Below are 13,865 nucleotides of genomic sequence, written 5' to 3'. Positions count from 1 at the left end.
CTGGCCGRCGAACCCTGTCTGGTGGCGAGGGCCGCGAAGTCAACATCGCGACCGTCGGCAGTGACCTGGAGGAGCACAGAGCGAATCCGAACTCCGTTTCCCGGCGGCGACGCGAGGTGGTTGATATCGCCGCAGGGAAAATCTGAACGCTGATGCCTCAGCCCTTGCCGACCGGCAGCGCCACGAAGCGGTTCGAATCGTCGCGGGTGATCTGCATCAGCACGGCCTTGCGGCCGGCCTTGGCGGCATCGGTCATCGCCTTGGAGACGTCGTCGGTGGTGTTCACCTCGTGAGAATTGATCGAGGTGATGACGTCGCCGGGCTGGATGCCGCGGTCRGCCGCCTCGCTGTCGGGATCGACATCGGTGACCACGAGACCCTTGCCGTTGTCGGACTTCGTGACGGTCAGGCCGAGATCGGCGAGCTTGTCGGGCTTGGCGGCGGGCGCCGACTGCTTGCTGTTGTCGTCGTTCGAGGCCTGCTTGTCGCTCGCGGGCAGCGTGCCGAGATCGACCTTGACCGTCTCGTTCTTGCCGTTGCGCCAGACCGTGACATCGACCGATTTGCCCGGCGCGAACGCACCGATCATGCGGGCGAGCTCCTTCGGCGAGGCGACATCCTTGCCGTCGACCTGGGTGATGACGTCACCGGCGACGATGCCCGCCTTCTTGCCCGGCCCGCCATCCTGGGCGCTCGACACCAGCGCGCCCTTGTCCGACTTGAGGCCGAGCGACTCGGCGATGTCCTTGGTGACCGGCTGGATCTCGACGCCGAGCCAGCCGCGCTGGACCGAGCCGTTCTTCATCAGGTCCTCGACGACCTGCTTGGCCGTCGAGGCCGGGATGTCGAAGGCGATGCCGACGCTGCCGCCCGACGGCGAGAAGATGGCGGTGTTGATGCCGACCACCTGGCCGTTGAGGTTGAAGGTCGGACCGCCCGAATTGCCGCGGTTGACCGGGGCATCGATCTGAATGAAGTCGTCATAGGGACCGGCGCCGATGTCACGRCCGCGGGCCGAGACGATACCCGCGGTGACGGTTCCGCCGAGGCCGAACGGATTGCCGACGGCAACCACCCAGTCGCCGATGCGGACCTTGGAATCGTCGGCGAAGTCCACATAGGTGAACTTGTTGCCGCCGCCATCGACCTTGAGCACGGCAAGGTCGGTGCGCGGGTCGGTGCCGATCAGCTTGGCGTCGAACTCCTTGCCGTCATTGGTGGCGACGCTGAAATCGGAGCCTTCCGACACGACATGATTGTTGGTGACGAGATAGCCGTCCTCGGAGATGAAGAAGCCCGACCCTTGAGCGATCGGACGCGGCTGGCCATTGCCATGGTCGCGGTGGTTGAAGCGACGCATGCCGAACTGGCCGCCCTGGTCGCCGAAGCCGCGGAATTCCTTGAAGAAGCGGCGCAGCTGCGGGGGCAGGTTGTCGAAGCCGTCCTGATCGTCCGAGCCGTCATCGGCGGTCGGCTGGATCTTGGCCTTGACCTTGACGCTGACGACCGCCGGCGAGACGTGCTCGACGAGATCGGCGAAACTCGGCATCTGCGGGGCTTCGACACGCRCGGCATCGGCCAGCACGGGGGCGGTGCCGGTTGCGAGCACGCCTGCGCCRACCGTGCCGACAATGGCCAGGGAAGCGACGGCGGCCATCAGGCGCTTGCGGGTGCTGGAAGACATACTGGGGGAGTTTTTCATGATCTCGTATCCTCTTCAAGATGTGCCCTGAAGGGCGTCCTGTTTAGGAAGAATAGAGAGGGGAACATTACGATCTCATTTCCAACGCATGAATCTTTAGTAAGGTTTGCTGACGGATCCGTAGAGTACAGGCCCTAACATGGTCTGGCTGCGGCCATTCATGCAGGGATCATAAGCTTCCATCTGAGACAAAGCCCGTTCATCAGCGGCTCTTACGCTCTAATCTCTTGCCTCTGGAATGAAACGTAGGCGATGGTGAACACCACCAGAAGTGCTGCGATCATGCCGGCGAGCTGCGGCCAGATGAGGGCGACGCTCAGCGAGAAGGGCAGGGGTGCGCCCATCAGGGCCCCGCTCAACTGATCGGTAAACAGCAGACCGAGCGAGCGCGTTGCCGGATTGAGCAGGGCCAGCGTGGTTTCGCCGTAGAGGGTGTTGGGCGAGATGCGGGCGATGGCCTGCTGAACATCGATCTGATGAACTGCCGTCAAGGGATCGAGCGGATCGACCGGCGCGACGGCTCCGGCAATCAGCGGCGCCAGCATGGGCCAGAACACTGTGAACAGCAGCCATGCCGTGAGGGCGCAAAGTGCCGAAGTCGCCGGCGATTTGACGATTGTGGAGAAGGCCATCGCTACCGCCAGCCAGACGCCGGCGTAAACAAATGAGGCGAACAGGAAGGCAAGACCGCGGGCGATCTCCTCACCGCTCGGTGRCAGCCCCAGCAGGAGCATRYCAAGACCRGTCACCAGCAGCCACAGAGCCAGCAAGCATATGGCGATCACCAACAAMCCGCCCAGGAACTTGCCGGCAAGAAGCGCGTCGCGATAGATCGGCTGTGACAGGACGCGCGACAGCGTGCGGCGATTATATTCGCCATTGATGGCGTCAAAGCCGAGCGCAATAGCCACCAAAGGCACAAGGAAGCCGAGGAAGAATACGAAGGATGGCAACGGTTGCTGCGCGGTGGTGAAAAGGCGCAGGAACAGGAACTGGTCCTCGCCGACTGTGGCCTTGATCTGCCCGATTGCGCCGTAGACCGAGCCRATGGCGGTGAGGAGCACCAGAACCATCACCAGATGAATGCGAATGCTGTTCATATGATCGGCTGCTTCCTTGAGCGCGACCGTCGACAGGCCAACAAACGGCGATCCTTCACGCCGCGACGTCATGGCTTTCTCCCTCGAAAAAACGAACATAGACCTCGTCGAGTGTGGCCTGGCGCATGGTTATGGAATGAAGGGCTCCGCCGGCGCCAACGATACGATGCGCGACATCGGCCCTCACATCCGCGTCGGCGTCGATGCGCCAGCGACGGCCCCGCAAGCGCGTCAGGCCGGACACGTGCCGCACCCCGGCCAGGACCTTCACCAGCTCCGCATTCTCGGTTTCGACTTCGATCCTGAACGTGCCGCCGAGGACGTTGGCGGTGAGATCTTCGACCCGGCCGACGAGGCCGACTTGGCCCCTGCGGAAAAGAGCCACCCGGCCGCAGATCGTCTGCATCATCGCGAGTTGATGGGAGGACAGCACGAACGTCACGCCCTCGCCCGCCAGCTCGCCGATCAAGTCCAGCAGTTCCTGCGTCGACTGCGGGTCGAGACCGGAAGTCGGCTCGTCGAGAATGGCGATCTCGGCCCGTTTGACCAGCACCTCCGCCAGCCCGAGCCGCTGGCGCATGCCGCGCGAGAAAGTCGCGACGCGGCGATTGGCGACCTCCTCGAGCCGCACTCTCCCGAGGGCGCCGGCGATGCGCTCGTTGGCCTCTTTCGACATGAGGCCGGCAAGCCTTGCGGTGTAGGCGAGATTTTCCCATGCGGTCAGATGATCGTAAAAGCCGATCTGGTCCGGCAGATAGCCGACCCGCCTCTTGACGGCGAGCGGCTGGCGCAACGGATCGAGCCCGAGCACGCTGCTCGAGCCCGCAGTCGGTTCCGTGAGGCCGAGAAGCAAGAGGATGGTGGTGGTCTTTCCTGAGCCATTAGGGCCTAGCAAGCCGAACACCTCGCCCTTCTCGACCGCGAGGTCGATGCCGTCAACCGCTGCAAAACGGCCGTACCGCTTGGTAAGGCCGAGCGCTTCTATGACCGTTGTCATCGGCGTCCATACCGCGTTACGGCAAAGGCGAGCATCAGCGCAGAGGCGCCGATAACCCCGAGGCCAGTCGCGCCCCAAAGCGTGGATGTGCGCACCGTCACCCGGAAATTGGCGCTATCGGATGCCCCATCTCCATTGGCACGGACCGAGACCATGTAGTCGCCAGCGATCGCCTGGGCCGAAGGTGTCATCGAGACGCCGACCTCGGATGTTCCGCCTGGTGCGATCTCCTCGACCTTCTCAGGATTGAAGGTGACTTTCCAGYCGGACGGCGGGCTCGCCGAAAGCTTCAGATCGCGGACAGGGGCCGACCCGCTGTTCGACAGTGTGAATGTGAAGGTACGCTCCTGACCCGCCGTTGCGTCGCCCGAAAGCCGCCCCTGCGGCCCTGAAAGAGAAACGGATGGCCTGCCGGTGATGTCGAGCAGCAGTTTGGTGTCGGCGTTGGCGGCGCCGCCGCTGGCGGCCACGGCCACCGGATACTGGCCCGCCTCAGCGTTGTCCGGCGGCTGGACGCTGACGGACAGCGTTTTCGATTCTCCCGCCTTTAGCGGCAAGCTTGTCAGTTCCTGCGAGCCATAGCCCTGCTTGAAGGTCACTTGGAAGCCGGGTGGCGCCTTCGACAGTAGATTTACAGTCGAATCCTCTTGGCCGTCGTTCTTGATATCGACCTGGAAGTCGAARGCCGATTTGGCGGTGCCGCGCAACGCTGGCAGCTTTGGCTCCAGCGTCAGCTTCGCAGGCTCGGTCTTGGTGAGCGTCATCGCCATCGGCAATTTCAAAGCCTCTGTAGAAGCCTTGCCGGACACGGCAAAGTTCACGGCCTTGCCGACGTCGCCCGGCGGAGRCTTCAACTTCAGCGTGAGGCTGACCGTGCCGTCCGACCCGGCAATTGCCGCGGTGACGGGTTTGCCGCCGCCGTCGATCTCCCACTTCCAGCCATCAGGYAGGCCATCGACACCGAGCTCGACGCGTTGCGGCGGCAGTCCGCGGTTAGCCAGGTTCAAGGGCACGCTGACGTTCTTCCCGGCCTGGGCCGAGAACTCCGGATAGGGCGTGGTCAGCCACAAACCGCTCGGCGACTGAGCAGCCGCACTCGCGGCCGACTGTGCGTATGCCTGGGGTGCGGTTGAAGCGAGCCCGATTGCGATCAGGGCTGCTGTGATACAGGTCGTCSGGGTCGAAAAGGGCGCGCGAATACCCGCAGGAACCATGGATACCTCCCGCTCATAAATCGAAAATTGTCGTTTTCTTGCAAAGCCTTGGAGGCATTTGCAGGGAAGAAAAAATGGACCCTTCAATGTGGCACGAGTTGGGCAATTCCAGGCCGACCAGGCCATGTTCACGGATTTGTGCCTGTCTTGTAATAACGCGTGATGACGGCGACCAGTTTCTCTCTCGCCGAAAAGGCGGAACTGGTCGTGGAGAAGAACACTGCGCAACGACGAATTGCGGTAACCGCGACCTCACCCCGCGGCAGGTGCGGGCAAACCACGTCTGATCGGTCTCCGCCGGAAGAGCAGCAGGAACCGGCTACGCGGCTTTCGGGTAGGCGCTAGAGGTTTCGGCAAGTCTCGCTCCCCGACGGTAACTGGCGCTTGTTTAGAGGCAAAAAGTACAAGTTTCGAATATTGGAAAATCCTTTATCCTACTTCTACATGATTCACACACCGATCAGCACCAGAACCTCACGCTGATGGGACGGCAGTTTCTGGATGGCTTGATGCACTTCCCTGCTTTGGACGCACCAATCCTGCGACGGCTCCGAAATTGGCCGGCTGGAGGCGCAGTCAAGCAGCCCAGGAGCCTCCCTGGCGGCGGCTTTGATGCGCGTGTAATGGGCGATCTCGAGCAGGAGACATTGGCCAAGGGACTTGCCAACCTGGACAAGTTCGAGCCGGGCACGCGCCTGAAGTCCTGGCTCTTCACGATCATGCGTCGCACGATCAGCGCCCCCGGCGAGCTTTCCCCGAGGAACTCCAGAACACCCGCACGGGCACGGTTAAGGCGGCTTTTGACGGTGCCGACGGCGTCAATTTTCGGATGACCATTCGGATATTGGCGCGCAAGACGCCAGGACCGCCGAAACCTACCTGGCTGACCTCCCCTCATTGGCTTGCCCTCTCTCGTCGAACGAGGCCGAATTCAGGCCGAGTAGAGTTGAGCGCCTTCGCTTCGGTGGTGCCCGTCTTTGCGACAGAAGCAGAGTGGCCCGGCAATGCCTTTCAAGGCGGTTCGTCGCCATCTCCAGCCTCCCAGTCGTGGCGCAACGAGGCGGCGGACCGGATAGAGCGGCCAAATCCCCGCAGCTGCTGCGCCACGGTATGGACCAGAACCGCATTCGATGCCGCCATGGAACCGTCCGGTAGTAGGAGATTGTTTTCGAACCCGACCCGGACGTCTCCACCAAACAATGCTCCCGCGCATACGCAAGCAGCCTCGTCACGGCCGAAGGCRCAGACCATGAACGACCGGAAGCGTGGMATGCCGGGCGAAAGAAACGGCAGCAGATCGTTCGGGGCAGACTGCTGTGACGCCGTATAACGGCCGAGAACCAAAAGCACGGGAATGTGGTCCCAGGGGATCAGGCCGCGCCGGTGCATGTCGAACAGATACAAAGCCTCGTCAGGCTCATAAAGGATGATCTGCGCCATTATGCTTTCACGCTTCAGCCAAGCCAGGAATGCCGCAAGATCTGGCTCGGCATCTCTGCTGGGGACAAGCTCACGCAGCGCGAGCGACACCGCCTCGGGCCTGGTCTGGCGCACCACGTCCATCTGCTTTCCGGCTTCGTATGMGCCAAGCGACTCGCTTGTGATCTGCACCAACATCGCGTCGCCRACTGCCTGGCGAACGGCAAGAATGGCAGCCCGATAGGCGTCAGGATCGAGAATGTGCTGGCCGTGTCGGTCGCGCACGTGCAGGTGGATCATTGACGCGCCCGCATCGAGGCATTCGGCCGCCGATCGAGCGAGCTCGGCAGGCGTCATGGGCAAGGCCGGATGGTCGGCCTTGGTTCGCCGGCCGCCATTCGGCGCAACGGCAATGGCAACCGGCCTATCGGAGGATCGGGACATCGTACCGTGACCAGACAATTGGATCATTACGATATCTTGTGAATCACTTGTTGCAAATAGGATTAAGGCGCGCCAGACTGCCTTGATGGGTCAGGGGCCTTTGACGGAACGCATCATCGCAGAGTTCGACGGCATGTCGACGCAGCTGCAGGCCGCAGCGCGCTACATGCTCGATCATCCCAGCGACGTGGCGCTTCTTTCGATGCGCGAACAGGCGCGGCAGGCAGGCGTGCAGCCGGCCACGATGACGCGTCTCGCCAAGCATCTCGGCTTCGAAGGCTACGACGTCATACGCGACACCTACGCGGCAGCGGTTCGGAGCGGATACCAGGGCTTTGCCGGAAAAGCCGGAATCCAGGTGCTCAGCCAGAAGCTCAGGGGCGATCGCGGCCAGGCAGCCGAGATGATGGATGCGCTCGCCGCCCATATCGACCGGCTTTCGAGACCGGAGGTTCTGGATCAGATCGTGGCGGCCGCGAGTTGCCTCTCGTCGGCGCGGCGGATCTATTGCCTCGGCCTGCGCTCCAGCCACCCCGTCGCCTGGCACGTGCACTACGTCCTGTCGCTCGTCGGCGATCGATCGGTGCTGCTCGACGGCGTGGCCGCAACCGGCGCCGATGCGATAGGCCGCGCCACCCCCGACGACGTGCTGCTGGTGGCGAGCGTGCTCCCCTACACGCGCCAGACGGTGGAGATCGCCGAATATGCCGCCAGGCGCGGTGTCCCCCTCGTTGCGATCACGGATAGCGAGGTAGCGCCGCTCGCTCAGATCGCAACGAACGTGATCCTCATCCCGACGCAAAGTCCGTCCTTCTTCCACACCATGGCGCCGGCCTTTGCTGTCGCGGAAATCCTGGCTGCGCTCCTTGCCGGCCACGGCGGCGAGCAGGCCTTGGCGGAACTGCGACGTACCGATGAGCATCACGCAGCGCTTAACGTTCACCTCAAACCGCGTCTGGGCAAGAAATGACCCATCTGCTCCACCGCACCGTCAAAGGCTCGCTCCCCCCCGCAGTGGGCGGCAAGGGCATCCGCATATTCGACAGCGACGGCCGCGCTTACATCGATGCATCGGGCGGCGCGGCTGTCTCGTGCCTTGGCCATGGCCATCCGGATGTCATCGCGGCGCTGCGTGATCAGCTCGACCRCATTGCCTATGCCCATACCAGTTTCTTCACCACCGAAATTGCCGAGCGGCTGGCCGACCGCCTCGTTGAAGACGCCCCCGCTGGCATCAGCCATGTCTATCTCGTCAGCGGCGGATCAGAGGCTGTCGAGGCCGCACTGAAGATGGCGCGGCAGTATTTCATCGAGAGAGGCGAGCCGCAGCGCCGCCACGTGATTGCCCGCCGTCAGAGTTATCACGGCAACACACTCGGCGCGCTCGCTGCGGGGGGCAATGAATGGCGGCGGCGACAGTTCCAGCCGCTGCTGATCGAGACCCATCATATCGATCCATGTTTCGCCTATCGCTCTCAGCTGCCTGGCGAAAGCGACGCCGACTACGCGGCACGGGCGGCGCAGGCCCTGGAGGACAAGATACTCGAACTCGGCGCCGGCGAGGTCATCGCCTTCGTCGCCGAAACGGTGGTCGGCGCGACTGCCGGAGCCGTGCCGCCGGTGGCTGATTATTTCAAGCGCATCCGAGCGATATGCGACCGCTACGGCGTCCTGCTCATCCTGGACGAGGTGATGTGCGGCATGGGCCGCACCGGCACCCTCCACGCCTGTGAGCAGGAAGGCGTCGTTCCCGATCTCTTGACCATCGCCAAGGGACTCGGCGGAGGCTATCAGCCAATCGGCGCCGTGCTGCTCGGCCGGCATGTCTTCGATGCGTTCGCGAACGGCTCCGGCTTCTTTCAGCACGGCCATACCTATATGGGCCATCCGATGGCCGCGGCCGCTGGGCTTGCCGTCCAGGAAGTGATCCGCCGCGACCATCTGCTCGACAACGTCAGGGCGATGGGCCTGCATCTGGAGCGGCGCCTGAGGGAACGTTTCGGTAATCATCATCATGTCGGAGACATTCGTGGCCGCGGCCTGTTCCAGGCGATCGAACTCGTGGCGGATCGTGGTTCGAAGGAGCCTTTCGATCCGGCGCTGAAACTCAACGCGCGCATCAAGCGCGAAGCGATGCACAACGGATTGATGGTTTATCCGATGGGCGRCACGATCGATGGCGCCCGCGGTGACCATGTGCTGCTCGCGCCGCCCTTCATTTCCACGAGCCAGGAGATCGACGCCATCGTCGAACGGCTCGGCGATGCCGTCCATGCAGCCTTGCGCGCTCCCGATTTGGCGGGGCGCGCCTGACCAGAGCCCGGCGCAAGGCCGGGGCACCACCAGGAGGAAGTCGAATGCGTCATTTGCTGAAAACGTTGATAGCCGCCGCCACGGCGGGATGTCTGCTGGCGGCCACACCTTCGTTCGCGGAGCAGAAATTCGTCACCATTGGCACCGGCGGCGTGACCGGCGTCTATTATGCCGTGGGCGGCGCCATCTGCCGGCTCATGAACAAGGACCGGCAGAAGACAGGCATACGCTGCTCGACCGAATCGACCGGCGGCTCCGTCTTCAACGTCAACGCCATCGCTACCGGCGACCTCGATTTCGGGCTCGCCCAATCAGACGTTCAGTTCCAGGCCTATAACGGCGCCGGCAATTTCGAAGGCAAGGCAATCAAGGACCTGCGCGCGGTCTTTTCGGTCCACCCCGAACCGTTCACCGTGCTGGCGCGTCCGGATGCCGGCGTGAAGGTCTTTGAGGATTTCAAGGGAAAGCGCTTCAACGTCGGCAATCCCGGCTCAGGCACCCGCTCCTCGATGGAAGAGCTGCTGAAACAGATGGGCTGGACGCTGAAGGACTTTTCGCTCGCCGCCGAGCTCAAGGCCGACGAACAGGGCAGCGCACTTTGCGACAACAAGATCGACGGCTTCTTCTACGGCGTTGGGCATCCGTCCGCCGCGATCCAGGATCCGACCACGGCTTGCGGCGCCAAGCTCATTCCGCTGACCGGTCCCGCAGTGGACGCGCTCGTCAAGGCGCATCCCTATTATTCCGTCGCGACCATTCCAGGCGGCATGTATGCCAACAACCCAGATCCCACGACGACGTTCGGCGTGCGCGCCACCGTAGTGACCAGCGCCAAGACCCCAGACGACGTGGTCTACGAAATGGTCAAGGCGGTTTTCGAGAATTTCGACGACTTCAAGAAGCTGCATCCCGCCTTCGCCAATCTCGACCCGAAGGAGATGGTCAAGGCCGGCCTTTCGGCGCCGCTGCATCCGGGCGCCGAGCGTTACTACAAGGAGAAGGGCTGGCTCTGAACCTTCGACATGGCGGGCTGCCTTGGACGGCAGCCCGGCTGCAAAACGAAACGACCAGGATGAAAAAATTCGGTCGAGGGGAGAGCGATGACAGATCAGTTCCGCCAGGCGGATGCGCCTGAAGACGTCGACCTCGACAAGCTCAACGAGATCGTGGCGGAGGCCGATACTGGCGGGCGCAAGCCGACGGGACTCGCCGCGTATCTTGTTATGGCTGTGTCGCTGGCCTGGTCGTTGTTCCAGCTTTGGTACTCTTCGCCGATCCCTTATATCCTTGGCTTCGGCGTCGTCAGCGACGGGATCGCGCGCGCCATCCACCTGTCCTTCGCACTGTTTCTGGCACTCGTCACGTTTCCCGCCTTCAAAAGCTCCTCGCGCAGTCGTGTTCCGCTCCCTGACTGGGTGCTGGCCGTCGCCGGGGCCGCCGCAGCGCTCTACCTCGTCATATTCTACAGCGACATCGCAGCGCGGCCCGGGCTTCCCACGACGCCGGACCTCATCATCTCCATCGTTGGCATTGTCGTCCTGATGGAAGCTGCCCGGCGGGCGGTCGGCCCGGCAATCACCGTCATAGCCGGGCTGATGCTGGTCTACATCTTCGTTGGTCCCTACATGCCCGGCCTGCTGGCGCACAAGGGCGCCACTATGTCGCGCGCTGCCTCGCAGATGTGGCTCACCTCGGAGGGCGTGTTCGGCGTTGCCCTCGGCGTCTCGACCAATGTCGTTTTCATGTTCGTCCTGTTTGGAACGCTGTTGGAACGAGCGGGGGCAGGTGGCTACTTCATCCTGCTGGCCTTCTCGATCCTCGGCAAGTATCGCGGTGGCCCCGCCAAGGCCGGGGTCGTGGCCTCTGGCCTGACGGGAATGATTTCCGGATCGTCGATCGCCAATGTCGTCACCACCGGCACCTTCACGATTCCCCTGATGAAGCGTGTCGGCTACACGCCGGTCAAGGCCGGCGCCATCGAATGCGCGGCCGGTGTCAACGGCCAGATCATGCCGCCGGTGATGGGGGCGGCCGCCTTTCTCATCGCCGAATATGTGGGCATTTCCTATGCCGAGGTGGTCAAGCACGCCTTCTTTCCAGCTTTGCYCACCTACGGCTCGCTCTTCTACATCGTCGACATCGAAGCGATGAAGATGGGACTGAAGGGCCTGCCGTCGCGCAGCCGTCATCCCGCCTTGCAAGGCGCCATGCGCTCGCTGATGGGCATTTGCGCGTTCGTGATCCTGGCCGGGCTGATCTACTATGGCATCGGGTGGACAAAGACCGTCTTCGGCAGCGCCGCGACATGGATGATCGTCGCAGCCCTTGTCGTCGTCTATGTCGGCCTTGTCGCCTACAGGGCAAAGCATCCCGATCTGCCCCTGGAGAGTCTCAAAGGCGACATTCGGGAAATACCCCATTTCGGCGAGACGGCACGAACCGGGCTGCATTTCCTGCTGCCGGTCGTGCTCCTCATCTGGTGCCTGATGGTGGAAGAGCTTTCACCGGGCCTCTCCGCCTTCTGGGGTTCCGCCGCGCTGATGGCGCTGGTCGTCACACAGCGCCCGTTGACGGCGTTCTTCCGCAAGGAGCGCCAGCTTGCGCCGCGTTGGCGGGAAGGCTTCATCGATCTCATCGAGGGGCTGTCGGCTGCCGCACGCAATATGACCACGGTCGGCATTGCCACGGCAACGGCCGGCATCATCGTCGGCACGGTGCTCCTGACCGGCGTCGGTCTGGTAATGACCGAGCTTGTCGAATTCATCTCGGCCGGCAGCTTCATGGTCATGCTGCTGTTCACCGCCGTCATCTGCCTTATTCTGGGAATGGGCATGCCGACCACGGCAAGCTACGTCGTCGTGGCGACGCTGATGGCTCCGGTGATGGTGAATCTGGCGGCGCAGAACGACCTGGCCGTGCCGTTGGTAGCGGTRCACCTTTTTGTCTTCTATTTCGGGCTGATGGCCGACGTGACGCCCCCCGTCGGTCTTGCTGCATACGCAGCCGCCGCGATTTCYGGCGCCGATCCGGTGAAGACCGGCTTTCAGGGATTCAAGTACGAAATCAGGACGGGGCTGTTGCCGTTCATCTTCATCTTCAACAACGGCCTGCTTATGATCGACCTGCAGGGACCGCTGGATTTTGTCCTCGTCGTGGGTACATCCGCGCTGGCAATGATCGCCTTCGTTGCAGCGACGCAGAACTGGTTCCTTGTTCGAAATCGGTGGTACGAGGCCATAGCCCTCTTGCTGATCTGCTTCACGCTGTTCCGGCCAGGCTACTGGCTCGATCTGGTCGATGAGCCCTTTGTTGAAAAACCGGTGTCGCAGTTGAACCGGACTGTTGATGCGACGCCGGCGGGGCAGGCRGTCCGCCTCAGGTTGAAGACGGTCAACATCAATGGYGACGAGATCGAAAAGCTGGTCAGGCTCGATCTCGCCGAAGGCAAGAATGCCACGGAGCGGCTGGAGAACGCTGGACTGAGCGTCAGTGAGCTGGGTGATACCATGACGGTCGGCATCGTGCGGCTCGGGAGCCAGGCGGCGAAGTTCGGGCTGCAGCCCGGTGACGAAATCACCGGGGTGATGGTGCCAAACAACCGTCCATCGCGCTACTGGTTCGTGCTTCCCGCGCTTTGCCTGTTCGGTCTGGTTTTCTGGCTACAGAGACGCCGAAAGCGGGCCGGCTTGCCAGTTGGYGCCGCTCCCTGAGGTGTTGCCATGTGCTTTATTTGAATGGCCATACCTCAACGACGCCGTGCGCGACAGAGCAGGGGTCGTGCGAGATTTTGTCGATAGYGTTGCCCCAGGTCAGCAGCTTCGATCACGCTGGCGTCCCCGCCCTMCCTGTCAGGGCGCCTTCCGAGCGCAACCTCTCGTCCTGTTCATGGGCGGCAYCCCTGACGGATTGCAGCGTGCGATCGTATCCGGCCCGATCGCCATACAGGACTCGTAACGAATTTCGGCATTGCAAGGTCCCCTTTCGCGGGACGTGAAGCTCAGGTGAGGACCTAACTCGGGCATGACGAGACTGGCACGACTCCCTCGCGAAGAGCCGTCTCGGCCTGGTCGCCGTCAGATCTCCTACTGCATGTCTTCGCCGCCAGAACCGTGCAAGAAGGACTGGATCTCGTCCATGTCGACCTTCCCGTCGCCATTCTGGTCGATTGCAGAGAAGATGCGCCCGACAGCATCCTGAACCTCGTTCTCGGACAACGATCCGTCGCCATTGGTGTCCAAGAACGCGAACATCAGTCGCATTCCGGCCCCGCGCATCATCATACGCGGGCCATGGTGTCCAGCCATCCTGTGCTCGCCGGCCGGGCCGCCATAGCGGTTTTTATGCCACGGGGCGCCATGACGATCTGCGCTGTCCTGAGCGTCGTYATACTCGTCTTGACGATTGTTGGCGACCTCAGAGCTTCGATCCTGCTGCATCCGCTCCTGGATGGCCTGGTCAATCATCTGGCGGATCATTTCACGCGTTGGGCCTCCCGGTTGCCCGTTCRCATCCGGCAACTGTCCGGCGCCAGGCTGTTCGGTCGCCGGGGTAGGGGCAGGGGTTCCGTTTGTCTGGGCGAGAGCAGGGAAAGTAGCGAAAACAAGAACGGCGGCCGCAGCCGTCGTGCAGCGAGGGTGTCTCATGACATGCTCCATTTGGTTGGCCGTGGTCTGCCT

10 protein-coding genes and 1 pseudogene are annotated in these 13,865 nt (G+C 62.7%); 5 read left to right on the top strand and 6 right to left on the bottom strand.

Annotation, left to right across the window (positions count from 1 at the left end):
- Positions 1 to 157: 157 nt before the first annotated feature.
- From LCM4576_RS19290 to LCM4576_RS19275, 4 genes are all read right to left on the bottom strand, one after another.
- Positions 158 to 1,702, bottom strand: a complete 1,545-nt coding sequence (locus LCM4576_RS19290; protein ID WP_071033893.1) for a Do family serine endopeptidase — start codon at positions 1,700 to 1,702, stop codon at positions 158 to 160.
- Between the two features lie 212 nt (positions 1,703 to 1,914).
- Positions 1,915 to 2,874 carry an ABC transporter permease gene (locus tag LCM4576_RS19285; RefSeq protein WP_071033891.1) on the bottom strand — a complete coding sequence of 320 codons (960 nt, stop codon included), beginning with the start codon at positions 2,872 to 2,874 and terminating at the stop codon, positions 1,915 to 1,917.
- The gene (locus tag LCM4576_RS19280) at positions 2,858 to 3,799 is read right to left on the bottom strand and encodes an ABC transporter ATP-binding protein (protein WP_071033890.1); all 942 of its coding nucleotides are present in this window, start codon (positions 3,797 to 3,799) and stop codon (positions 2,858 to 2,860) included. The genes LCM4576_RS19285 and LCM4576_RS19280 overlap by 17 nt, the downstream gene beginning before the upstream one ends.
- Positions 3,796 to 5,013, bottom strand: a complete 1,218-nt coding sequence (locus LCM4576_RS19275; RefSeq protein WP_083361436.1) for an NEW3 domain-containing protein — start codon at positions 5,011 to 5,013, stop codon at positions 3,796 to 3,798. The genes LCM4576_RS19280 and LCM4576_RS19275 overlap by 4 nt, the downstream gene beginning before the upstream one ends.
- Before the next feature lie 629 nt (positions 5,014 to 5,642).
- Between LCM4576_RS19275 and LCM4576_RS35880 the strand changes: the two are divergent.
- Positions 5,643 to 5,780: pseudogene (locus tag LCM4576_RS35880) on the top strand (sigma factor); the annotation flags it as partial.
- A gap of 244 nt (positions 5,781 to 6,024) precedes the next feature.
- Here the strand turns inward: LCM4576_RS35880 and LCM4576_RS19265 are convergent.
- Positions 6,025 to 6,903, bottom strand: a complete 879-nt coding sequence (locus LCM4576_RS19265; RefSeq protein ID WP_244510848.1) for a 3-keto-5-aminohexanoate cleavage protein — start codon at positions 6,901 to 6,903, stop codon at positions 6,025 to 6,027.
- Between the two features lie 58 nt (positions 6,904 to 6,961).
- Here LCM4576_RS19265 and LCM4576_RS19260 point away from each other — a divergent pair, with 58 nt between their 5' ends.
- From LCM4576_RS19260 to LCM4576_RS19245, 4 genes are all read left to right on the top strand, one after another.
- Positions 6,962 to 7,846, top strand: coding sequence for a MurR/RpiR family transcriptional regulator (locus LCM4576_RS19260; protein ID WP_071033886.1), 885 nt, complete (start codon positions 6,962 to 6,964; stop codon positions 7,844 to 7,846).
- Positions 7,843 to 9,189, top strand: a complete 1,347-nt coding sequence (locus tag LCM4576_RS19255; protein ID WP_071033884.1) for an aspartate aminotransferase family protein — start codon at positions 7,843 to 7,845, stop codon at positions 9,187 to 9,189. Before LCM4576_RS19260 ends, LCM4576_RS19255 begins: the two co-directional genes overlap by 4 nt.
- A 44-nt stretch (positions 9,190 to 9,233) precedes the next feature.
- Positions 9,234 to 10,202 carry a TAXI family TRAP transporter solute-binding subunit gene (locus LCM4576_RS19250; protein WP_041002630.1) on the top strand — a complete coding sequence of 323 codons (969 nt, stop codon included), beginning with the start codon at positions 9,234 to 9,236 and terminating at the stop codon, positions 10,200 to 10,202.
- Positions 10,203 to 10,289: 87 nt separating this feature from the next.
- Positions 10,290 to 12,899: a TRAP transporter permease gene (locus LCM4576_RS19245; RefSeq protein WP_071033882.1), complete on the top strand. Its 2,610-nt coding sequence runs from the start codon at positions 10,290 to 10,292 to the stop codon at positions 12,897 to 12,899.
- Between the two features lie 372 nt (positions 12,900 to 13,271).
- Here the strand turns inward: LCM4576_RS19245 and LCM4576_RS19240 are convergent, their stop codons facing one another.
- Entirely contained in the window at positions 13,272 to 13,664 is a 393-nt protein-coding gene (locus tag LCM4576_RS19240) for an EF-hand domain-containing protein (RefSeq protein ID WP_244510847.1), read from the bottom strand.
- Between the last annotated feature and the right edge of the window lie 201 nt (positions 13,665 to 13,865).

The organism is Mesorhizobium sp. LCM 4576 (assembly GCF_001854815.1).
GTDB classification, from domain to species: domain Bacteria; phylum Pseudomonadota; class Alphaproteobacteria; order Rhizobiales; family Rhizobiaceae; genus Mesorhizobium; species Mesorhizobium plurifarium.
This window is presented reverse-complemented; position numbering and strand designations above follow the sequence as displayed.